This window comes from Bacteroides mediterraneensis, assembly GCF_900128455.1.
GTDB lineage: Bacteria > Bacteroidota > Bacteroidia > Bacteroidales > Bacteroidaceae > Phocaeicola > Phocaeicola mediterraneensis.
In genome coordinates, this window is record NZ_LT635783.1 from 107,394 (window position 1) to 131,493 (window position 24,100).

The following is a 24,100-nucleotide window of genomic DNA, read 5'->3' on the forward strand; positions in this document are numbered from 1 at the left end:
AAGCGTATGAAGTATCAACTGGCAATCATTGGTGGAGGTCCGGCAGGATATACTGCGGCAGAAGTAGCAGGAAAGGCAGGACTGAGCGTAGTTTTGTTTGAAAAGAACAATGTGGGAGGAGTCTGTTTGAACGAGGGATGTATCCCCACTAAAACGTTGTTATATTCAGCCAAGGTGCATGATACGGCGATGCATGCTTCCAAGTATGGCGTCAATGTGAAAGAGATATCAGTCGATTTGGGAAAGGTGATTTCCCGAAAGGCAAAGGTGGTAAGAAAGCTGGTATTGGGTATCAAGGCAAAGCTGACGGCACAGCAGGTGACACTGGTACAGGGAGAGGCTTACGTGCAGGACGCACATACAGTCCGCTGTGGAGAAGAGATATATACTTGTGAGCATCTGATGCTTTGTACGGGAAGTGCGGCTTTTGTGCCTTCCATTCCGGGAATGGACACAGTGGATTACTGGACACACCGAGAGGCTTTGGATAATAAAGAATTGCCTTTTTCATTGGTGATTGTAGGGGGGGGAGTGATTGGTATGGAGTTTGCTTCTTTCTTCCATAGTTTGGGCACGAAAGTGACTGTCATCGAAATGATGGATGAGATTTTAGGAGGAATAGACAAGGAATTGTCCGGACTTTTGCGGGTGGATTATGCCAAGAGAGGGATTAATTTCCTGCTGAATACGCAGGTGACCGAAGTTGGCCGGACAGAAGAAGGAATAAAAGTGAAATACGTACACGACGGAGAAGAAGGAGAGGTATGTGCGCAAAAGCTGTTGATGAGTGTCGGACGCCGGCCTGTGATGACCGGTTTAGGACTGGAGAATCTAAATCTGGCACTTACAGACCGGGGCATGGTGAAGGTCGATGAGTGCATGCAGTCTTCTGTGCCGGGTGTGTATGTGTGTGGAGATTTGAACGGAGTCTCTTTGCTGGCTCATACGGCGGTGCGGGAGGCAGAAGTAGCGGTACATCATATTTTGGGCGAAAAAGACGCTATGAGTTACCGGGCTATTCCGGGAGTGGTCTATACCAATCCGGAAGTTGCTTCGGTAGGTCTTACGGAAGAAGCTTTGGCGAGTGAAGGACGTGCCTATCGTGTCGTTCGGTTGCCGGCGGCTTATTCCGGTCGTTTTGTGGCCGAAAATGAAGGAGTGAATGGCATTTGTAAAGTCTTGGTGGGAGAAGACGACGAGATTTTAGGTGTACATTTGCTTGGAAATCCGGCTTCAGAACTGATTGTACAGGCAGGGATGATGATAGAAGACAGGCGCAAGCTGTCGGAATGGAAAAAATATGTTTTTCCACATCCCACGGTGGGCGAACTGTTTCGCGAGTTATAAATCAATTGAATAGATGAAACGGATAAACGGACTGTTGTTTTTTTTGTGCTTCTGGGTAGGAAGTATCTATGCACAGGCTTCATTGACAGATAAGCTGGATGAGTTGATAACTTCCGACCCCTTGTTGAAAACTTCGGAAGTGGGCATTGTGGTCCATGATTTGACTACAGGAAAAGAGCTTTATGCGTATCAGGCAGATAAATTATATCGCCCGGCTTCCATTGAAAAGGTGGTGACAGCGGTAACTGCATTGAATGTATTAGGCAGCGAGTATCAGTTCCAAACCACACTTTCGTATGATGGAGTCATAAAAAACGGTATTCTGAAAGGAAACCTGTATGTAAAAGGAGGTTTCGATCCGGAGTTTATGGACCTGGATATGGATTTTCTGGTCCGGGCTATTCAGGAGTCAGGCATACGAGCTATTTCCGGGAAGCTGGTGGGAGATGTGTCGTTGATGGATTCCCTGTACTGGGGAGCCGGCTGGTCGTGGGACGATACACCGGAATCCTTTCAGCCCTATCTGTCACCGTTGATGCTGAACAGAGGATGTGTGGACATCAAGGTCTCTCCTTCCTCCAAAGGTCAGGCGGGAAAGGTGGAAGTCACTCCAGAATCAGACTATTATCGGTTGAACAACCGTTCGGTGAGTCTGCGTCCGGATGCCGGACGTTTGAAAATTACACGCGACTGGCTGGTGAATGGCAATACGATTGATATTTCCGGTTGTGTGTCTTCTGTGCGGAAAAGAACCCTGAACATGTACGATTCCAAGCGCTTTTTCATGGATACATTCTGTTACAAGCTCAAGAAGGAAGGGCTTTCTGTGTCGAAAGACAGTATTTTCTTTATGGAGACTCCAGATAGCACGAAATGGGTTTATACCTGCCGTCGTCCGTTGGAAATTGTATTGAAGCGTGCGTTGAAGGAAAGTGATAACCTTTCGGCCGAAGCTCTGTTCCGGCAACTGGGACGGAAGAACGGGCATGTGTCGCATCTTTCTTTTGAAGACTGCCAGAGGGTGGTAGAACGGTTTATGCGCCATTCGCTTGGATATGACCCTGAGAATTATCGGATAGTGGACGGAAGCGGGGTTTCCCTGTATAACTATGTTTCTCCCCGTTTGATTCTGGCCTATTTGAATTATGCTTACCGCCATCCGGATGTGTTCCGTCTTTTCTATGACTGTCTGCCCGTGGCGGGAGTAGACGGTACGCTCAGAGGAAGGATGAGAAGCGGAAAGGCGTTCCGGAATGTAAGGGCCAAGACGGGAACCGTAACAGGAATTTCCTCACTGGCTGGTTATTTGACATCTGTGAACGGGCACAAGGTTTCTTTTGTCATTATCAATCAAAATGTGTTGAAAGCCCGTCAGACCCGAGACTTGCAGGATAAAATCTGTGAGTTATTAATCCGGATGAATTGATAAAAAACAGAGCTTCAAACGTATTTCTAAATAAAAAGAGAGGGAAAAATACCAAAAGTAGCACGATTTTATAGTTTTTGTGAACGAATATTGTATCTCAAACTCAAGTGACTTTTGTATTTTTGTCTGTGTAGAGAGAAAATATTTGAAGTAATAACGTCAAGTTGTTTTCCGGTTTCCTCGGGAAGCAATGAGCGAATTTAAAATTATAATTATTATGGTAAACTTTTCACTTGAAGGTAAGATAGCCCTTGTGACAGGTGCTTCTTACGGTATTGGTTTTGCGATTGCTACAGCCTTTGCGCAAGCTGGTGCGACCATCGTGTTTAACGATATCAAACAGGAATTGGTGGACAAAGGTCTGGCTGCTTATAAAGAAAAAGGCATCCATGCATACGGTTATGTATGTGATGTCACCAATGAAGCTGCGGTCAATGCATTCATTGCACAGGTTGAAAAAGAAGTGGGTGTGATTGATATTCTGGTTAACAATGCCGGTATCATCAAACGTATTCCGATGTGCGAGATGACAGCTGAACAGTTCCGTCAGGTAGTGGATGTGGATTTGAACGCTCCGTTCATCGTTTCAAAGGCTGTGATTCCCAGCATGATTAAGAAAGGTCACGGAAAAATTATCAACATCTGTTCCATGATGAGTGAACTGGGACGTGAAACTGTTTCTGCATACGCTGCTGCCAAAGGTGGTTTGAAGATGCTGACCCGTAACATCGCTTCCGAATACGGCGAATTCAATATCCAGTGTAACGGCATCGGTCCGGGTTATATCGCTACTCCGCAGACCGCTCCGTTGCGTGAACGTCAGGCTGATGGTTCCCGCCATCCGTTTGATGCATTCATTGTGGCCAAGACTCCGGCTGCCCGCTGGGGAACTCCGGAAGATTTGATGGGTCCTGCCGTATTCCTGGCTTCTGACGCATCTAACTTCGTAAACGGTCACGTATTGTATGTAGACGGTGGTATTCTGGCTTATATCGGCAAACAGCCCAAATAATGCACAGACCTGTATTCGAGAATAAAAAAATGTCATTCTGGGGAGGAGAATTCTTTCTCAGGATGACTTTTTGGTACATATACATAAGATAAAGATAATATTATGAAAAAGACATTGTTTGCTTTTGCTGCCTGTGGCACTGTGTTGCTGGCAGGATGTGGCAAATCAGAATCGGTCACAGTGACGGTTTCGAACCCTTTGGATATGGAACGGACGGGGGAGATGGTAGAAGTCCCCGTCGACGATATTTATGAGCAGTTGAACCTGTCCGACACGGCCCAGTTTGTCATTTATGATGACAAGGCGCAGGAAGTTCCTTATCAGCTCACCTACGATGACAAGGTGATATTTCCGGTCTCTATAGCCTCCAATGCTTCTGTGAATTATACCATACAACAGGGTACTCCTTCCCTTGTGAATGCGGTGGTATATGGACGGTATTATCCGGAGCGTCTGGACGACATTGCCTGGGAAAACGACCGTGCGGCTTACCGTGCATACGGTCCGGCTCTGCAAAGAAGCGGGGAGAAAGCCTATGGTTATGATGTGTTTACCAAGAGCGTAGAAGAATTGGTGGTAGAAGACCGCTATGCCATGGAACTGGATTCCATGGCGTGGGTGCAAATCAATGCACTGCGTGAAGTGGGCAAGAAAGAAGCCGCCGATAGCTTGGTACGTACGATTTCCTATCATGTAGACCATGGCAACGGAATGGACTGCTATGCGGTAGGTCCTACGCTGGGAGGTGGAACTTCTGCATTGATGCTGGATTCGACAATCGTATATCCTTATTGCTACAAAGATTACGAGATATTGGACAATGGACCACTGCGTTTCACCGTCAAACTGGTCTTCAATCCGTTGGTGGTGAAGAATGACTCGAATGTGATAGAAACCCGCGTCATACAGTTGGACAAAGGCTCCCAGCTGAACAAAACCACGGTGACCTATGATTACCTGACACAACCCACTCCCGTGGCTGCCGGTCTGGTATTACATGCGGCCAACCCGAAAGGTTATGCGTATGATGCTTCTGCAGGTTATATCTCTTATGCTGACCCGACCACAGAGCCAGGTTCAGACAACGGAATCGTGTACGTAGGTGCTGTGTTCCCTGAAACCGTACAAACCCGCGTGCAGCTGTTTGATAAACCTGTAGGCGATGCCTTGGGACATGTATTGGGGATATGCGGTTATGAATCGGGTAACGAGTTTGTCTACTACTGGGGTTCCGGATGGAGCAAGTACGGTTTCCCGAAAGCCGACGATTGGAACAACTACCTGAAAGACTATGCCCAAAAGGTACGCAACCCGTTGACGGTCACCATTCAGAAATAAGAGACTGTCATTATTCGGACAGACCAAACATAAAAAAGCGCAGGGTAAACGTGGAGGTTTGCCTTGCGCTTTTTCTGTGTCAGGGAAATACCTTAAACTCGTATCCTTCCTTCAAGAGCCATTCAATGGAGCGGGGAAGGGCATATTTGAGGTTGTTTTCCGACTTCAAAGAGTCGTGAAACGTAATGATGGAGCCGTTTCGGGCATATTTCTTGACCTTTTCGAATACTTGCGGACCGTTGAGCCGCTTGCTGTAATCCCGGGTCACCAAGTCCCACATCACAATCTGATATTTTTTTTTCAGCACGTGATACTGCATCCAGCGCATGTGGCCGTGAGGAGGGCGGAAGAGGTTCGTCTGAAGATAAGCGTTGGCCTTGTCCGTGTTGGCCAGGTAATTCCGGCTCAGGAACTCAAATCCACGTATGTGGTTGAATGTATGGTTGCCGATGCGGTGTCCTCGTTCCACCACCATCTGGAACTCCTTCGGATGTTTCCGTACGTTGTCGCCCACCATGAAAAAAGTGGCTTTTATGTGGTATTTGTCCAACAAGTCGAGCACCCAAGGCGTGATGTCGGGTATCGGACCATCGTCGAAAGTCAGATACACCGACTTCTCGGTCTTGTCCATGCGCCATAAGGCCTTAGGGTACAACAGACGGATGAATTGGGGAGGTTGTTCAATGAACATGCTTTCGTTGTTTTTTAGAGGTTGTGTAATATCCGGAAGTCAGCCGAAAAAAATGTCATTCCGGAGCAAGCATAAGGTGAATCATCTTTTGCTGTGTCCAGAATGACATTTTATATCTGATGCTACAGCTGTCAGTAACGTTTACTGAGCCTGTTTACTGGTTCCTACCCGTTGTTCAAGCAATTTGTACAGCTGGTCAAACTTCTGTGCGTAATGCAAGGCCGAATCGGTTTCCTTTCCTGTCTTGCTGTCCTTGATGTTAGCCAAGGTCTTGCACACATCATCCAGTATGTAGAAATAACGCATGCAGTTCTCGTAAGAGCTGGTAAAGCGAGTATCGTCCAGGCTCAGGTACCAGGTAGCATATTCCACTGCATTGTTGGCCAGTTCGTTGAGAATCTTCTCTGCCTTCTGGGTTTGTCCCAATGCCAGGTAGTTGTCGGCCATCTCCTTGGAGCTGCTCATCACGTAATCGTGAGGAACCGTGGTGGAAGGAATAACCTTCTCGCAGTAGTCGAGTGCCTTCAGAGCCTTGTCCTTTTTGCCTTCCTTAATCAGCTGGCTGGTCAGTTGCACGAACATGCGGCGGTGTGTATCGCACATGCGCAGTACCGTTTCATCCAGATAGATGTTCGGGTTGTCGATGCCGCCGAACTTGAACTTGTGCATCAGGTTGTCGTACATCTTCTCACTGTCCAGACGTCTGCCCAGCTGCGCGTTGTCGAACGGAGTGATACGATAGGCCAGTCCTTCCTGCAGGAAGTTGTTGGTCAGGTTCAGGTGATTTTCCGAACCTACGGTGATGGCCATGTACATCGGGCGTTCCCAGTTGGTGTTGGCCAGCATTTCCAGCATCATCAGCTCACTCTTGTACAACACCCGTTTGCCTTTCAGCGAAATGTGCATATAGTCTGGAATAGAATCAGGTGTCAGCATGCCCGAACGTTTGATGGCTTCCTTGTCCAGCTTGATGACGATACTGTCGGTCGGAATCATCTGCAAGTCTTCTTTCGGCGAGCGCACCCAGTGTTCCAGAATGTTCTTCAGCTCGTAGGGATTGTCTCCGAATTCCTTGGCCGCTTCTTCCGGGTTTTTCTTGTAGAATTCCAATACCGTAGGCATGGCATCCGGACGTACATACACGGCTTCGTTGTGGCCGGATACATAGTCAATACGTTCCCAGTCGATAGGAACCGATGGAGAATCGTAGGCCGGACGGCGCATCTGGTCGATGTACCAGTCGGTCTGCAGGTAACTCAGGTTGCAGACACGTACATCCGTGCGCACACCTTCCGTTTCCTGGTTGTACCACAAGGGGAAAGTATCGTTGTCACCGTTGGTGAAGAGAATCGGATTTCCCTTGTCTGGTACGGAGTTCAGGTAGTTCTGTCCGAAATCACGGCAGGTATAGCGGCCGCTGCGGTCGTGGTCGTCCCAAGTCTGGCTGACCATCTGTATCGGTACCAGCAGACACACCACGCTGGCCAGAATGGCCGCAGGCTTTTCGTTGATTTTCTTGCTCAGATATTCCGCTATGGCAGCGACTCCCAGTCCAATCCAGATAGCAAACGCATAGAAGGAACCTGCATACGCATAATCTCGTTCACGCGGCTGTTGCGGTGTCTGGTTCAGGTAAAGCACGATGGCCAGTCCGGTCATGAAGAAGAGGAAGAAGACTACCCAGAATTGCTGGATACCTTTTTCGCCCCTGTAGGCTTGCCAGAACAGACCGATGAGTCCCAGAATCAGCGGCAGACAGTAGAACACATTGTGTCCCTTGTTGTTTTTCAGCTCGCTCGGAAGCAGGGACTGGTCGCCTACCAGCATGTTATCGATGAAAGGGATGCCGGTAATCCAGTTGCCATGTTCAATTTCTCCCTGGCCCTGGATGTCGTTCTGACGTCCGGCGAAGTTCCACATGAAATAACGCCAGTACATGTAGTTCAGCTGATAGATGAAGAAGAACTTGATGTTATCCCATTGAGTCGGAATCTTGACCATAATCATCTCGCCACACTGGTCGTAAGGCACCTGACGTCCTTCCACGCCGCCCAACCAGTCTTCATAGGCCTGTGCATGCACGTCGCTGTACATACGCGGGAACAACATGTTCTGCGCATATTTGTATTCCGTCTTGTGACGTACGATTTCGTAGCTGTCTTTTTCGTCCGGACGTTCCTTTTCTTTCCGCTGGTAGACAGGTGCACCTTCTTCCACGTCGTACACACAGCCCCCTTCCGTCGGTTTCAAGGCCGGTTTGGAAGCGTACGTTTGTCCGTAGAACAGCGGACGGGTACCATACTGTTCACGTCCCAGGTATTCTCCCAGCGTAAAGATATCCTCCGGAGAGTTCTGGTCCATCGGCGTGTTGGCCGAAGAACGGATGACAATGACGGCATACGAAGAGTAGCCCACTACAATCATCATCATGGCCAGCAGGCTGGTGTTCAGCGTGCGGGCACTGACACGGTACTTCTCGCTGAGGTTGGCGAAGAGGTAGATGGCCAGAATAGCCAGCACGATTATACCGATGAATACGCTGCTCCATCCGTGTCCGTAGAACGGAATACCCAGCAGACCCACCGTGGTGAGGAAAGAGATGTTCATCCGCTTGCGGCTTTTCACCGTGTAGCTTTCATATACACCCCAGATGATGCTTGCGGCCAGGATAATCATGTAGATGATGACACCCGTATTGAAAGGCATGCCGAAGTCGTTGACAAACAGTAGTTCAAACCATCCGCCCACTTTCACGATGCCCGGCACGATGCCGTAAAGCACGACTGCTACCAGCACCATGGAACCAATCAAGGCAATCAGGCTGCCTTTCAGGTTGGCATTGGGGTTTTTCTTGTAATAATATACCAGTACGATGGCCGGAATACAAAGCAGGTTCAGCAGGTGTACGCCGATGGACAACCCTGTGAGGTAGGCAATCAGAATCAGCCAGCGGTCACTGTGAGGCTCGTTTGCCCGGTTCTCCCATTTCAGAATCAGCCAGAAAACGAGGGCTGTGAACAAGCTGGAGTACGCATATACTTCTCCTTCCACGGCACTGAACCAGAAGGTATCACTCCACGTATAAGCCAAGGCACCCACGAGTCCCGAACCCATGATGGCAATCAGTTTTCCGGTTGTCATCTGGTTCTCATCCGGGCAAATCAGTTTCTTGGCCAGATGGGTGATGCTCCAGAACAAGAACAGGATACATGCGGCACTCATCAGGGCACTCATGATATTGACCATGCGGGCCACTTGTGTAGGGTCACTGGCAAACTGACTGAACAAATTGGCGGTCAGCATGAAGAAAGGTGCGCCGGGAGGATGTCCTACTTCCAGCTTATATCCGGTGGTAATGAATTCCGGACAGTCCCAGAAGCTGGCTGTCGGTTCGATGGTCATGCAGTAAGTAAATGCGGCCACCGCAAAAGTGAGCCAGCCAACCAGGTTGTTAATCTTGTTGTACTGTTTCATGAATTATTTTTGGTTTCTCGTTAAAATTCAATGCGGCAAAGATAGCAAACATTTGCAAATCAAGTCCCAAAAGTAAATGATAATGTTGCAAAAGGCGTTAAAAGCGGCCCTTTACTCTTCATGGTGATGGCATTTCAGGATGCGATGAGGCAAATTGCCATGTCCCAGCAGTTCGATGGGACACTCAAACTGCGTTTCCAGCCACTCGGCGGAGACTTCCGTATCCGGATGGTAATCCAGTGTGCCGTTCACGCAGGCCACACTCTTCACGTTCTGCAGAATGGTGCCGATGTCATGACTCACCAGGACGATGGCACGTTCCTTGTTGATTTCCTCCAATAAAGCATAAAGCCGGGCTTCAAAGCGCTTGTCGATATATGTGTTGGGCTCGTCCAGAATCACCACTTTGGGGTCGGAAACCAGCGCCCGTCCCAGCAAAGCCCGTTGCAGCTGTCCGCCGCTCAGTTGTCCGATGGCCCTTTGCTCCAGTCCTTCCAGTCCCATGCGGACAATGGTCTGCCGCACTTTCTCGTGCTGTTCCTTGGAGAAAGCACGAAACAATGATTTCTGCTTGTTCAGTCCCGACAGCACTACTTCGTAGACCGAAATCGGGAACTTCTTGTCGATACGGTTGTATTGGGGAAGGTAGCCCATGGTAATTTCATCCACTTCCTTTCCCGCCTCAAAAAATTGGATGCGGCCGGAAGTGGGTTTCAGCAAGCCCAGTATGATTTTCATCAACGTGGTTTTTCCTCCTCCGTTCGGTCCGATGACTCCCAGAAAATCTTTTTCTGCAATTTCCAGGTTTACATTTTCCAAGACCTTTTTCTGGTCGTATGCGGCCGATATTCCGGTCAGTCTGATAAGCGGTTGGTTCATGGGCGATTGTTTATTGCTCGTTTTTGCTCAGGGATTTGGCGATATGAATCATTTCCTTGTCCCAGTTGTAAGTCAGCGGGTTGATGGGTACGATTTTCAAGTGAAGCTCCTGCGCTATCACTTCGGCATTGCGTTGGTCGAACTCCTGCTGTACGAATACCACCCGCACCTGTTTCTGCTTGCAGGTGTTCATCAGCTCCTGCAGATGCGTGGGCGAAGGTTCTTTTCCTCCCTCCTCGATGCTGATTTGCTGCAGGCTGTAGTCGCGGGCAAAATAACTCAGTGCCGGATGGTAAATCAGGAAGCTCGGGTCGGCATTCGACAGGTAGCGCTGCATTTCCCGCTCCGTACGGTCAATCACCTGTTGCAGGCTGTCCAGCCGGTTTTGATAATACGCTTGGTTGTCGGGGTCAATCTCCGACAGCGCCTTGCAGATGTTGGCCGAGATGATGTGGGCATTCGGTATCGAATTCCAGATATGCGGCTCCACGCCGTCCAGGTTTCCATGCGTATGGGCATGCGGATGTATCTCATGAATAAGGTCGACTCCTTGCGACATGTCGTAAAACGGCAGTTTGGGCGTATTGGCCTGCAATCTTTCAGTCCAGGTCTGTTCAAAGCCGATGTGTCCGATACGCAGGTAGGCTTTGCTCCGTGCCAAATCAACGAGCTGTTGTGGGGTAGGGTCGTAAGTTTCGGGATTCCCTCCTTTGGGAACGATGCTCACCACCTGGAACTTGTCTCCGGCGATGGCTTCCGTGAAGTAGCGTAGAGGTTCAATGGTTACGGTCAGTGTTTGTCGTTTGTCGTTCCCCTCATTTCCTGTACATGCGGCGAGTACCAGCCCCATCAGAAGCAGGAAAAGGTATTTTTTTGTGCACATATATTCAGCTATTAGATAAGTATTTTTGCAAAGCTACAAAATCTTTCCGAGGCTTGAAAGCAAGCGTCTGAAGTTTCGTGTGGAGAGAAGGGAAAAACTCTTCTTGACCGTCTTATTTTTTTTTCAGCTGGAGTAAGTGGGGGGTGCCTGGGGGAAAGGATATGTTTCGAAAGCAATAATGGGCAAATTCTCTTGCATGAATCGGAAAATGTTTTCTTGTTTTGTATGTTTCTCACAGCGGAGCCCTACGTTTTCCACCGCAGAAACGTATGTTTCCGGTGTGGAAAACGTAGGGCTCGCGGGCGGGAAACATAGACAATGTCGCCGCTTTTCACCTTTTATGACACGGTGTTTTCAAATTTCCTTGCTGGCACGGAGAATCTCCCGTTTGCCTCCCGGAGGACCCGGAAGCCGTTCTACGGTGAATCCGGCAGCCTGAAGCATTCTTCTTACCACGCCTTTGGCACAGTAGGTGGTAAGGATGCCGCCGGGATTCATTTGCCGGTACAGGTGGTCAAAAAGGGGCTGGCTCCACATTGCCGGCTGTTTTTCCGGTGCGAAGGCATCGAAGTAGACCACGTCGTAGTGAGACTGGAAATCGAAGTGCGTGAAATCTCCTTCTATCTTGTGCAGGGTGAAACAGGGAGAGAGGCGGACAGGCCGGTTCCATGGGGCAGCGTGCAGGGCATAGAACTTTTCGCTGGCTTCCGGGGCGATTATCTCCGGATATCCCAGTTTCCGCACGATGTCTTCTCCCAGCGGGTATCGCTCGATGCTGGTGAAACAGACTTCTCTATGCTGTTTCTCAGCTTCCAGCAGGGTCAGAAAGGCATTCAGCCCGGTACCGAACCCGATTTCCAGTACATGAGGATTTTCCGCCTGCGAGTGGTTCAGCCCCATCTGGATGAAGATGTGCTGCGATTCTGTCAAGGCTCCTTTCACGGAGTGATAATGCTCGTCCAGTTCCGGCACAAACAGGGTGTTGCTTCCGTCGGCTGTCGTTTCAAGTGTAATCATAAAGCTATCAATTGCGTTGTTGCAAAGATACGCATATCCTGTAAGTAAGGAAAATATGTGCCGGTTTCTTATTGGAGATATTGGAATACGCCCAGTGCCGTGGCCACGATGATGGCATAGCGTGCCAGCTTGCCGATGGTCATGGCAAGGGTGGTAATCCAGAAGTTGCCCCGCATGAAACCCAGGGCGATGAGCAAGGCGTCGCCGATGACGGGCAGGAACGAGAAGAAGGCCATCCATGAACCCCGTCCGTGAATGAAGCGGACGGCTCGGTCCATCTGCTTCTTGTCGACCTTGAAATATTTTTCAATCCATTCGGTCTTTCCCATCCGTCCTATCCAGTAGCAGGTCACACCTCCCAGGGCATTGCCTGCCGTGGTGAAAAGAGTAGACCACACCGGGTCCAGTCCCAGCCCCACGCAGGCCAGCAGGACCACTTCCGAACTGAAGGGCAGGATGGTACCTGCCAGGAAAGCCGAGAGAAACATCCCCCAGTATCCCCAGTCTATCAGAAATTGAATAAATGCATCCATACATTAAATATACATACGCCAATCCAGAGGGCGAAGGCTGCCCACAGGAAGATGCGGGTAAAACGGTTGAAGGTCAGTGCCAGCAGGTGTCCTCCCAGGATGGAGCCTGCGATGAGCGTCATGGTGAAAAAGGTATTGAAATGGGAAGGGATGAGTATCATGCAGACCAGGGTGGCCGCTCCGGTGATGAGAAGGATACGGAGCATGATACGTGTCTGTACCTTGTCCTGATAGATATGCAGCAAGCCTTCTATACCACAGATGAGGATAATCAGCAGAGCCGCACCGCCGGATACCAGCTGGGACAGTGACAGCACGGAATAGTCTATCGGAGGAAAGCTGGAAAGCTGCAGGAACGGTTCGCCGATTTTTTCCGGCGTGCCTGTGTACAGGTGGTAGCAAAGCATAATCCAGTAGGGGGTGAAGATACCCGTCAGGCCCGCAAAGAAAGTGCGGAGAGTAAACGCGCGCAATCCCATCATGTAAAAGTAAATCAGAGGAATGAAATACAAGGTCTGTGGCAACAGGAAACTGCTGATGCCGATGCAGAGAAAGGTGTGGAAGATAGGGATGGCCGCGTAGGGCGACTCATAACTCCGGAACAGATAGGCAAAGCTGATGACAAACAGCAGTGGAATCCATTGTTCGTGCGAGTAGGTGTGCAGGAAAGGAATTCCCCCAAAGAAAAAAAGATACAGGGCCGCATGCAGCGTGGTACGTGTGCGGATGAGCGAGAAAGTGGTGTTCAGCTCTATCAGGAAGTAGGTTATCAGGCCGTGAATGGCCAAAGAAATGAAGTCCGTTTCTTCGTGGTAGGTGATGGCCCATAGAAGCAGACAGAAAATAACGGCAACAGGAAGAGTGATTCTTCCTGTTGCCAGTTCATATTGAAATTTGTTTCGCGCAAGCATGTTTAGAGGTCGAATCCGATGTCAGAACGGAAATATTTCTTCTCGAAGTGGATTTTTCCTGCATTCCGGAAAGACTGTGCCAAAGCTTCTTCCTTGTTGGCACCGTAAGAACTGACGGCGATGACACGTCCGCCGGAAGTCACTACCTGTCCGTCTTTCAGGGCCGTACCGGCATGGAATACGGTGCTTCCGCCTGCTTTGGCTTCCTCGATGCCGCTAATCGGAAATCCCTTTTCGTAAGCCTCCGGATAGCCTCCGGATACCAGCATGACGCAGACAGCCGACCGTGGGTCGATTTCCAGCGTCTTTTCGTTCAGGTTGCCCTGGGCTACTCCCTCGAAGAGGTCTACCAGGTCGCTCTTGATACGCAGCATGACGCTTTCTGTCTCGGGGTCGCCCATACGGACATTGTATTCGATGACCATCGGTTCACCTTTCACGCTAATCAGTCCGAAGAAGATAAATCCTTTGTAGTCGATACCTTCTGCCGCCAACCCTTCTACCGTAGGACGGATGATGCGGTCTTCCACTTTCTTCATCCAGTCAGCGTCGGCAAACGGAACGGGAGAAACAGAACCCATACCGCCGGTGTTCAGGCCTTTGTCGCCTTCACCGATACGCTTGTAGTCTTTGGCTTCCGGCAGAATCTTGTAACTCTTTCCGTCGGTCAGTACGAATACCGAACATTCAATGCCGCTCAGGAATTCCTCGATTACCACCGTAGCCGAAGCGTTGCCGAACATGCCGCCCAGCATTTCCTTCAGTTCCTTCTTGGCTTCTTCCAAGGTAGGGAGAATCAGCACCCCTTTTCCGGCACAAAGTCCGTCGGCCTTCAGCACGTAAGGAGCTTCCAGTGTTTCCAGGAAAGCCAGTCCCTCTTCCAGATTGGCTGCAGTAATGCTCTTGTATCCGGCTGTCGGGATGTGGTGACGTTGCATGAATCCTTTGGCAAATTCCTTGCTTCCTTCCAGTACGGCTCCTGCTTTCGACGGTCCGATGACCGGAATCTGTTTCAAGGCTTCATCATGCTTGAAGAAATCATATACCCCCTTCACCAGCGGGTCTTCCGGACCTACCACTACCATGTCGATACCGTTGTCGATGACAAATTGCTTGATACCTTCAAAGTCGTCGGCCTTGATGGCTACATTTTCGCCCACTTCGCGTGTGCCGGCATTTCCCGGAGCTATGTACAACTTCTCAATTTTCGGGCTTTGTGCGATTTTCCATGCCAGTGCATGTTCGCGTCCTCCTGAACCTAACAGTAAAAGTTTCATATACGTATCTGTTTTTTAGTCGATTATTTCAAATGGTCTTCAAAATAGCGGGTGATGTGTTCGTGCAGGTGTACACGGTCGCGCCCCATCATGTTGTGTCCGTCTTCCGGATAAATGAAGAGGTCGGGGTGTGTGCCAGCTTCGATACATGCTCTCAGGAACGTGTAAGTGTGCTGGGGTACGCAGGTGGGGTCGGTTCCGCCGATGATGATTTCCAGACGGCCTTTCAGGTTGCCGGCTTTCAGTTTCAGGTCGGAGCCTTTGTAGCCTTCCGGATTCGCCTGTGGCGTATCCATGTAACGTTCGCCGTACATCACTTCATAGAACTTCCAGTCGATGACCGGTCCGCCGGTTACCCCCACTTTGAAAATATCGGGATAAGTCAGCATGAGGTTGGTGGTCATGAAACCGCCGAAGCTCCAGCCATGTACGCCTATGCGTTCACCGTCTACGTACGACAGGGATTTCAGGAATTCCACTCCTTTCACCTGGTCTTTCATCTCTTCCACTCCCAGGTGACGGAATGTACAGTTTTCAAACGCCAATCCCCGGTTGTCACTTCCCCGGCTGTCTACCGTCAGCATGACATATCCTTTCTGTGCCATGTACAGGTCCCATCCTCTGGCATCGTAGAAGCGCGTGTTGTGGATGAGCTGTGCATGCGGTCCGCCATATACATAGATGATGGCCGGATATTTCTTGTTCGGGTCAAAGTCCACCGGTTTAATCAGGCGGTAATATAAATCCGTCTTTCCGTCGGCAGCTTTAAGAGTTCCGAGGGTGATTTCCGGCAAGTTGAACTGACTGCGCATCGGGTCGTCGGCCTTCAGCAGGGTGGTTCCCTTCTTGCCGCTGGTAGGTAGCAAGGTGATTTCCCGTCCCACGGTGAAAGAAGAGAAGTTATCTATCAAATACGTACCGCTGGCGGAGAGAGAAGCCCGGTGCATGCCGTCTTTTTCTCCCAGTAGTGTACGTTTCCCGGTTTTCACGTTGAGGCTGAACAGATTGGTCTGCAGCGGAGAGATTTCCGTACTGCCGATAATAATCTCCTTCTTGTCCGCATTGAATCCTAAAATATCCTGAACCAGCCAGTCACCTTGGGTCAAAGGAGTGACTTTCAGGTGCTCCAGGTAGGTGCTGCCTTCCAGTTTGCCATTCTTCCAAACTCCTTCTCCTTTGGTTTTCGTATCCATCAGGTACAGGTGGTTGAAACCGTCGCGCTGGCTTTGGTAGATGAACTGAGTTTCATCCCATGGCAGGAATACCAATGGGTGTTGAGGTTCTACGTATTTCGGATGCTTTTCTTCATACAGGATACCTTCCTTTTCTCCGGTGGCAGCCTGATAGCTGACCAGCTGTGCATGGTTCTGGTCGCGGTTCAGCTCGATGACGTAGATATGCTGCTCGTCGGGCGACCAGCTGACATTGGTGAAATAACGGTCGGTAGGGTCGCCTGCCTGCAAGTAAATCACTTTCCCAGTTTTTACATCGTACACTCCCACGGTCACCTTGTGGCTGGTCATGCCCGCCATCGGATATTTGTCCGGTTCCAGGGTAGCGATACGGGTGGAAGTATTTACCTGCGGATAATCGGTCACCATACTCTGGTCCATGCGGTAGAAAGCCAGGTAGTTTCCTTTCGGACTCCAGAATGTACCCTTATAGATGCCAAACTCGTTGCGGTGTACAGCCTGACCGTAAACCACTCCTTCTTCCGTCTGTGACGGATTGATTTGCCGGCTTTCTTCTCCCTTGTCGGCTACAAACAGACCGTTGCCGATGGTATAGGCTACTTTGTCATTGGCCTTGCAGAAGTCCAGGTTACCTGCTTTTTCGTTCAGGCGGAACAGGTTGGTAATCTTTTTCTGTCCGAAATCATATTCCACCCAGTAGTTGCTTTGCTGGAATACAATTACTTTCCGTTCCGCCCAAGGCAATGAAGCAGCCATCAGACTGCGGAGCGGTTTCAGTTCGTGCGATAGCTGGAAAGGCTTTTCTCCTTTTTCAAGAGCCTGGTTCACTTCTTCCAAGGTTACCAGTACGGTTTCCTTGCCATCTTTCAACTGGATACGGCGGATATTTTCCACGTCCGCGCGTACACATACATCCCCCCACCATTGCAGTCCCGGAATGTTCTTGGGCATCAGGTTGAAATAATTGTTGCCGCCCGGAATGACATCTTCCAGCGTATAGGCAGCTTTTTTTTCCTGGGCAAAAGTGGTGAGGACGGTCATACTACATAAAAAGAAGAATAAAAATATACGTTTCATGTGTGACTTGTCTTTAATCCTGTGAATTTTCTTCTTCCTCGCTGCGGCGCTTGTGCATGTAGCGAGGAGCAGGAGCCGCTTTCGGGCGTCCGTCATCCGTAGAAGGACGCGGGTTGCGCGGTTTCGGTTCCTCTTTGTATTTGAATTCTTTGCGGCGTTCGCGGGTAAATTCTTTTCCGTCGCCGGCTTTCCGTCCGCGGAACGTTTCTTTCTGGTCGGAATCTTTGCGGAAACCTTCTTTGCGTTCGCTTCGGAAACCTTCTTTCCGTTCTCCACGAGCGCCCTCTTTGCGTTCCTTACGTACGTATTCCACTTTTTCTCCGTGATGACGCGGGCGGGCCGGTTTCTCTTCGTGCTTCGGCTTGAACTCCTTGTCACTGTTTTCTGAGCGGAATTCCTTGTATTTCCCGTCAAAAATCTGGTATTTGCGGAACTGACACTCCAAGGCACCGTTGAACAAAGGTACTTTCACGGAAGCCTTCAGGCCAATCTGGTCGAAACATTCGTCGCGGTAGCTCAGAATCCAGGCATCGTTTCCTGTGAAGGCATGTTTCAAACGTTCCCCAATCATCTGGTAGAGGCCCAGCAAATCGTCGGAAGAGATACGTTCTCCATACGGCGGGTTGGTGATGATGATGCTTTTCTGTTCTGGCTTTTCAAACTGCTGGAACGGTTGGATTTTCAGGATGACATCCTTGCTGACTCCTGCCGCTTTCACGTTGTGCTGGGCAATCTCGTTGGCTTTCGGATTGTTGTCGTACCCGTAAATCTTATGCGCGAATTCACGTTCCTGTGAATCATCGTTATAAATGGCATCGAAAAGTTCCTGGTCAAAATCTTTCCATTTTTCGAATCCGAACTCTTTGCGGAACACTCCCGGCGCAATGTTACGGGCTATCAGGGCCGCTTCGATAGGGATGGTACCTGAACCGCACATCGGATCAATCAGGTCGCATTCGCCTCTCCAGCCTGTCATCAGAATCATACCGGCAGCCAACACTTCATTCAGCGGTGCTTCCACTTGTTCCTGACGGTAGCCTCTGCGATGGAGGGATTCGCCGGAACTGTCGAGTGCCAGTGTACATTCTTCTTCCGCAATGTGAATGTGAATGGCCAGGTCCGGATTACTGATACGTATGGAAGGACGGTTGCCAGTCTTTTCACGGAAATAGTCGACCACTGCATCCTTCACCTTGTAGGCCACAAACTTGGAATGGCGGAATTCGCTGGAATAAACCACGGCATCCACGGAAAAACTGCTCATGTTGTCGAGGTATTTCTCCCATTCGATGCTTTTCACGGCTTCATATACTTCGTCGGCCGTCTTGGCTGTGAAATGTTTGATGGGTTTTAAAATACGGATGGCGGTGCGCAGGCAGAAGTTTGCCTTATACATCATGGCCTTGTCGCCGGTGAAAGAAACCATGCGTCGGCCGATTTCAATGTTGCTGGCTCCCAGCTCTGTGAGTTCTTGTGCCAGAACTTCTTCCAGTCCCTGGAAGGTCTTGGCGATAAGCTCGAATTCTTGATTCATCTTGATAAAATTACGTAATTTCAATTGATAGGGGCAAAATTACGAAAATTCGGCTTGCTAATCAACTGTTTGAAAATGTTTTCTGTGGAAATGTCATTTTGCCAGAGAGTTAAAGGAGGTTTTCGATGTCTTTGAGAATGACGTGTTTGAAGTAAGATGAAGAAACTCTGTTTCATTTTTTAGGCTTTTCAGAGTTAGGTAATAAAAATCCCCTCTCATTTATTGGAGCGAGCCATAAAGAGAGGGGAAAGTACCTATTGAAACTTTATAAGGGAGTCCTGAAAGGAAATTTTATTTTCCACCCATTTCATATCCTGGTGTTTGAACCAGCAATGGGTCATTGTTCAAGTCGCTGGTGCTAAGTGGCCAAAGTACACGGTAAGACTGGGTGGGAGAGATGAGAGGTTCTGCAACCAGTTGTGGGGCAGGGGTCTCTTCCCATTTGTTGGGGCTTAGTTCTTTCCATTTGGGATGAGAAGCAAGGTCAAGCCCATAAGCTATACTGCCTTCACTGTGGAATACCAGATGGTCTGTTTCTCCGCAGTTGGGGCTTACAGACATACGGCGAACATCGTACCAACGTTGACCTTCCTGGATGAATTCTTTATCTTTTTCGTGGAGGATAGCCACCTCATTTTCAAGAAAGGTTCCCGGTTTATAGCCGTATGTGGCTTCGTTCCAATTAGTCTCACCGTATGCACGTTCACGTACTTTATTGATGTAATATTTGACATTGGCATTGTCGTTTTCCATGTTGGCTATTTCTGCCAGATACAAATAAGCCAACGGTAAACGGTAAATGGGCTGGTCGCCGTTAAAACATTTGTATCCGGTAGTTTCCAATACAGAACCTAAATTCTTACATACAAACGTTCCTCTTAATTGGGTTTTAGCTTTATCATGCCATGAAGGATAAAGTGAGGCGTCCCGGCGGGTGTCTTTGTCATCAAACTGGTACCATAAGGCATTGCTATATTGGTAGCGGTGTACTTGCCCCGGAACTGTCAAAGGGTTGTCCCACAGATTTCCCTCATTGTCGTATGCTGTCCCCTTTGTATATCCGGTGGTGATAGAATAGGTAAAACCTCCAGGTATACCATTGGGGCTTTCAGTATCAGAATGCATGAAGGCCAGAATAATTTCGGAGTTTTGTTTGTTGTTCACTTCAAAAACCTTTTTAAAAGTAGGCTGTAAAGATAATCCGTAGTTCTTTGTCACATTCGTAAAATAGGTTTTTGCTATAGCAAGATCCTCTTTTACGATGGGTTGGTCGCCCGTAGCCACTTTGGCATTCCACAAGTAGACTTCGCCGGCAAGCATTTCGGTGGCAGCTTTAGACCAATAATATTTGGCGTTTTTGTGGTCATCATTAAAGTTAAAAGAATCTTGATTGCCGAAGTTTTCCAAAGACACTCGGATATCCTCCTTTATCTGTTTCATGGTTTCGGAAGCTTTGGCACGAGCCATGTACAGCTGAGCCGCATTATAATTTCCTTCCGCTACATCTGGAGTCAGGCGTAAAGGTACTCCTCCGTATGCACGGTACATGAGGAAATAATAGTAAGCGCGCATGCCATAAGCCATTCCCAAGCAATATTTCCTTTTCTCTTCACTGGAGAAATAATTTGCCGATTCTACGTTCTTGATGAACAGGTTGACATTGGATATCAATCCCCAGTATCCGCCAAAGTTGGATACTGCATAGTTTGTCTGCGACAGATTTTGGTCTCGGAGAATCTGGTCGGAAAGAGAAGAACCGTCGGAGCCTCCTGTTTCTCTTGTATAAGCTCCTCCACGTAACTCACCATACGTAATATTGATTTGGAAGCTACGCCCTCTCAATTGTGACATCTGTGCACTAAGGTTTCCTATGGCTTGTGATTCTGTTTTCCAGAAATTTCCTGCTCCATAATAATCTATAGGATTAAGGTCGAGCCAGTCCGAGCAGGATGTCATCCCCATGCCGGTGGTAATAATTACGGCAGATAGTAAAGCGTATATTTTATTTCTTTTCATAATTTGTGGTCTTTAATGTAAAGTTTAGAATGTAATGTCAAGTCCGAACAACACAGTCCGAGGCAGAGCATAAGCACCTCCCCAGCCCGAGTTGTTTCCATCGGTAGAAACGATGTAGTCGGGTATGGCACAATCACTGCTTGTCAGATATCCGAGATTCTGTCCTGTGACTGAGAGTCTCAAATTCTGGCAACGGAATTTATTGCATATATTCTTGGGTAGTGAATAGGATAACTGTAGCTCTCTGAAAGCAAGGTAATTACCTTTTGTAACGAATAATTCGGATGTACGTATCCAGTTATTAGCTCCCAATTGGTCGGCCCAAACATAACGAGGGTATTTGGCGTTGGGGTTCTCGGGTGTCCAGGAATCCTTTATGTCTGTTGTCATATTATATGAACCTTGGGCACATCCGTTGATCCATGATTTCATTCCATCGTATGTTACAAATCCTAACCCAAAATCTGTACGCAAATAGAGGGAAAGACCTTTCCAGCTTAAAGTGGTGTTGAAACCTCCATTCCATTTAGGGGTTGTGTTTCCGAGCACTTTTCTGTCGTAAGAGTCTATTTTCCCATCATTGTTGATATCTTCAAACATGAGGTCTCCACGTGCCAGCTCTGTTGTTTTACCTGTCCAGCCTGCATCTTTAAGCTTTTGCAAACCTTTCTCGCCATAGTAAACAGCAATAGATTGTGATATATCACAATAACCGTCGACCAGATCTTTTTCAGTACGAACCATCTTGTTTACGCCATATCCTACCAATACGTTATAAGGCGTCTGTCCTTCCTGCAAGCCACCTACGAAATGGGTTTCGTTTCCATTTCCTGTATAAATTTCGGTACCTCCCTGGCGATTGTTCTTCAAATCGTTGAAAGGTAATTGTACTACGGTGTTCTTGTTGTAGGCTATGTTGCCACCCAATGTCCAAGTAAAGTCTTTCTTTTTCATCAGATTAGCATTGATGTCTATTTCAATACCGCGGTTACGGAATTTACCGTTGTTGTTGGTTACGGAATTGAATCCAGTTGTAGGTGGTAGTGACAGTGATGCATACTTGTTCGAAGTCAGACGGTCGTAGAAAGTAAATCCAACAGTAAATCTGTTGTTTAAGAAACCAAGGTCGAGGCCTACTTCTGCGGTGCGAGTTTTTTCCCAGCGTAAGTCCGGATTAGGAAGTGTGCTCATAATATATCCGGTGTTTCCATTGTATTTACTAGAGCCGTATGCTCCATGTAAGGTATAGATGCCGATGTAATTGGTATCTATACTGCCGTTAATACCATAGCTGAGGCGCAATTTTCCGTAATTAGCTATGTTTTTGAGTGGAGAATAGAAATTTTCGTCAGAGAAAACCCATCCTGCCGATACACCTGGGAAGAATCCCCAACGGTTGTTTATGAGGCGTGAATAACCGTCCTCACGGAAGGTGAATGCCACGATGTAACGGCCCAGATAGTCGTATTGGAAGCGACCGAAATATGACATAATACGTTCTCGGTTGTGTTCTGTATCTACAGTGCGATAACCTTTCTCATCTGACGTATATCCTAAGTCTGCAAAGTCATCGGTAGGCGCCCCTTTTCCATAGGCATACATGCGTTTATATTGTTTGTCCCAAAACTCGACTCCGGCCATGGCATTGACAGAATGGTCTCCAAACTGTTTGTCGTACGAAGCGATTAAGTTATAAGTCTGGTTGAAATAACGGTAAAATTCCGCCGCAGAGCCGTATTCCGTATTCATGACGGTTTCTGCTTGATTGGTGTGGTAGCCTTTGTTGAATGTTTCCGATGTATATTCGCTATAACTCCATGCCATTGTTCCTCTCAGTTTGAATCCTTCGAACAAAGTCGCTTCCAATGTTTGGGTCATATTGAATTTGTCGGTTTGGTAGTCACGCTGAAATTTGTCGTTTTCGTACAAGTAGTTTCCATCTGCCTTGTTGAGACCGAGCAAATAATTGCCTTCTTCATCTTCTAAGCGAAGAGTCGGTGGAAGGGTGAGGACGCGTCCGAAGTAGTATTTATCCAGGTTGCTGCCATATTGGCTTGCCACGTATCCTGGACCTGTTTGCCAATTTGCACGGTTATAGTTGAATATAGAACTGGCGTCTAACCAGTTGGTGATTTTGTAGCTTCCTGTTAATGCGTATGAATAACGCTTGTAGAAAGAACTTACAGGCAAACCTTTTGAGTCGTAATAGCCTAGACCTGCATAGTACTTTCCTCGTTCATTACCTCCAGAAAAACTCAAGTTGTATTCTTGAGAAAGAGCCGGACTGTTGATGTTATATTGGGAGGCATCGGTATCTTTAAACAAAATCTTGCCGTCTCCTATGGGGTCGTCCATCACCTGCCATCCATGCTTGTTGATGAGATCCTGTTGGTATTCTGATCCGGTATAGTTCAATACATTAAACTGGCTTCCTTTAGACAATTCTGTTGCTCCAGTACCCACGCTGCTATTAGAAGAGGTAAGATTACCCGAGGCTGTACACCAAGGTGTATTGGCGATGGCTTTTCTCATCCAATATATATAATCTTTGCCCGACATCATGTCATAAGTGGGATTATAATATTGTGCACCTACTTTCATGTTGAAGTTGACTTGGGCTTTTCCCGATTTACCTTGTTTGGTGGTTACAAGTATAACACCGTTGGCAGCACGTGCCCCATAAATTGCCGTAGCACCTGCATCTTTCATAACTTCCATTGATTCAATATCGTTGGGATTAAGATCACTCAATCCGTCTGTCCGAATCTGTCCATCCACTACCACGAGTGGAGACCCAGTGCCATTATAACTTGTACCACCACGAAGAGTGATTGTAGGAGTTGCACCTGCAAAACCAGATGTTTGATTTACTTTTACACCTGATATTGCGCCCACCAATGCTTGTGCGGGATCACCGTATGAACCCACTGTTAAAGTTTCCTCGCTTACGCTGGATACTGAGTTGGTAAGTTTTCCTCGCTTCTGCTTTACTCCATAAGCAAGTACCACTACTTCATCCAGTGTCTGTGTATCTTCTTTTAAGGTAATGGTCAGATTTGTGCCATCCCATTTTACGGTCTGTGTGTTATATCCCACGAAAGAAATTTCAATCATGTCTCCTTTCTTTACGTTTGATAATGAGAAGTTTCCATCGATGTCGGTAATGGTTCCGTTGGTGGTTCCTTTCACTATTACGGAAGCACCGATGACAGATTCGCCTGCGGCGTCTTTCACAGTACCTTGACATACACCCGATTGCTGTACGATGTCAATTTCAGATTGGTTTTTGGATAAGTCTGCATACGCCATTCCTGTGGATAGGCTGCCTAGCAGCAGGCATATGCCGACAGACTTAACTTTCTTATTCATAATTTGTACATCCTCAAATCCGCAACTACGCGCCTATATGATACAGAAGCGAAAATAATCTGCATCGTTAGTAAAAAGGGGGCACAGTGCATCGAATGTCACCATAAAGACATATAAACGCCC

At 48.2% G+C, this 24,100-nt stretch carries 16 protein-coding genes; 4 read left to right on the forward strand and 12 right to left on the reverse strand.

Annotated elements, in window-relative coordinates; genetic code table 11:
- Positions 1-6 precede the first annotated feature (6 nt).
- From lpdA to BQ7480_RS00435, 4 genes are all read left to right on the forward strand, one after another.
- A complete protein-coding gene (gene lpdA, locus BQ7480_RS00420) occupies positions 7-1,347 on the forward strand; it encodes a dihydrolipoyl dehydrogenase (protein ID WP_072541265.1) in 1,341 nt (446 codons plus the stop codon).
- A 13-nt stretch (positions 1,348-1,360) separates the two neighbouring features.
- Positions 1,361-2,773: a D-alanyl-D-alanine carboxypeptidase/D-alanyl-D-alanine endopeptidase gene (dacB, locus tag BQ7480_RS00425; RefSeq protein ID WP_072541266.1), complete on the forward strand. Its 1,413-nt coding sequence runs from the start codon at positions 1,361-1,363 to the stop codon at positions 2,771-2,773.
- Positions 2,774-2,990: 217 nt separating this feature from the next.
- Positions 2,991-3,785: a gluconate 5-dehydrogenase gene (locus BQ7480_RS00430; RefSeq protein ID WP_072543823.1), complete on the forward strand. Its 795-nt coding sequence runs from the start codon at positions 2,991-2,993 to the stop codon at positions 3,783-3,785.
- Positions 3,786-3,887: 102 nt separating this feature from the next.
- On the forward strand, positions 3,888-5,123 hold the full coding sequence (locus BQ7480_RS00435) for a DUF4861 domain-containing protein (RefSeq protein ID WP_072541267.1): 1,236 nt from the start codon (positions 3,888-3,890) through the stop codon (positions 5,121-5,123).
- A 79-nt stretch (positions 5,124-5,202) separates the two neighbouring features.
- Here the strand turns inward: BQ7480_RS00435 and BQ7480_RS00440 are convergent, their stop codons facing one another.
- From BQ7480_RS00440 to BQ7480_RS00495, 12 genes are all read right to left on the reverse strand, one after another.
- The gene (locus BQ7480_RS00440) at positions 5,203-5,814 is read right to left on the reverse strand and encodes a polysaccharide deacetylase family protein (RefSeq protein WP_072541268.1); all 612 of its coding nucleotides are present in this window, start codon (positions 5,812-5,814) and stop codon (positions 5,203-5,205) included.
- A gap of 141 nt (positions 5,815-5,955) precedes the next feature.
- The gene (locus BQ7480_RS00445; protein WP_072541269.1) at positions 5,956-9,288 is read right to left on the reverse strand and encodes a DUF2723 domain-containing protein; all 3,333 of its coding nucleotides are present in this window, start codon (positions 9,286-9,288) and stop codon (positions 5,956-5,958) included.
- Positions 9,289-9,399: 111 nt separating this feature from the next.
- A complete protein-coding gene (locus BQ7480_RS00450) occupies positions 9,400-10,167 on the reverse strand; it encodes a metal ABC transporter ATP-binding protein (protein WP_072541270.1) in 768 nt (255 codons plus the stop codon).
- Between the two features lie 10 nt (positions 10,168-10,177).
- Complete coding sequence (locus tag BQ7480_RS00455) at positions 10,178-11,062, reverse strand: metal ABC transporter solute-binding protein, Zn/Mn family (protein ID WP_394332640.1); 885 nt, start codon at positions 11,060-11,062, stop codon at positions 10,178-10,180.
- Between the two features lie 342 nt (positions 11,063-11,404).
- Positions 11,405-12,064, reverse strand: a complete 660-nt coding sequence (gene mnmD / locus BQ7480_RS00460; RefSeq protein WP_072543824.1) for a tRNA (5-methylaminomethyl-2-thiouridine)(34)-methyltransferase MnmC2 — start codon at positions 12,062-12,064, stop codon at positions 11,405-11,407.
- 71 nt (positions 12,065-12,135) lie between these two features.
- Entirely contained in the window at positions 12,136-12,600 is a 465-nt protein-coding gene (locus BQ7480_RS00465; protein WP_072541272.1) for a YqaA family protein, read from the reverse strand.
- The gene (locus BQ7480_RS00470; protein WP_072541273.1) at positions 12,576-13,511 is read right to left on the reverse strand and encodes a hypothetical protein; all 936 of its coding nucleotides are present in this window, start codon (positions 13,509-13,511) and stop codon (positions 12,576-12,578) included. The genes BQ7480_RS00465 and BQ7480_RS00470 overlap by 25 nt, the downstream gene beginning before the upstream one ends.
- 2 nt (positions 13,512-13,513) lie before the next feature.
- Complete coding sequence (gene purD / locus BQ7480_RS00475; protein WP_072541274.1) at positions 13,514-14,788, reverse strand: phosphoribosylamine--glycine ligase; 1,275 nt, start codon at positions 14,786-14,788, stop codon at positions 13,514-13,516.
- Positions 14,789-14,811: 23 nt separating this feature from the next.
- Entirely contained in the window at positions 14,812-17,058 is a 2,247-nt protein-coding gene (locus BQ7480_RS00480) for a S9 family peptidase (protein WP_072541275.1), read from the reverse strand.
- Positions 17,059-17,071: 13 nt separating this feature from the next.
- Positions 17,072-18,592, reverse strand: a complete 1,521-nt coding sequence (locus BQ7480_RS00485; RefSeq protein WP_072541276.1) for a THUMP domain-containing class I SAM-dependent RNA methyltransferase — start codon at positions 18,590-18,592, stop codon at positions 17,072-17,074.
- Between the two features lie 291 nt (positions 18,593-18,883).
- The gene (locus BQ7480_RS00490; protein ID WP_072541277.1) at positions 18,884-20,608 is read right to left on the reverse strand and encodes a RagB/SusD family nutrient uptake outer membrane protein; all 1,725 of its coding nucleotides are present in this window, start codon (positions 20,606-20,608) and stop codon (positions 18,884-18,886) included.
- Positions 20,609-20,632: 24 nt separating this feature from the next.
- Positions 20,633-23,977, reverse strand: a complete 3,345-nt coding sequence (locus BQ7480_RS00495; protein WP_072541278.1) for a SusC/RagA family TonB-linked outer membrane protein — start codon at positions 23,975-23,977, stop codon at positions 20,633-20,635.
- Between the last annotated feature and the right edge of the window lie 123 nt (positions 23,978-24,100).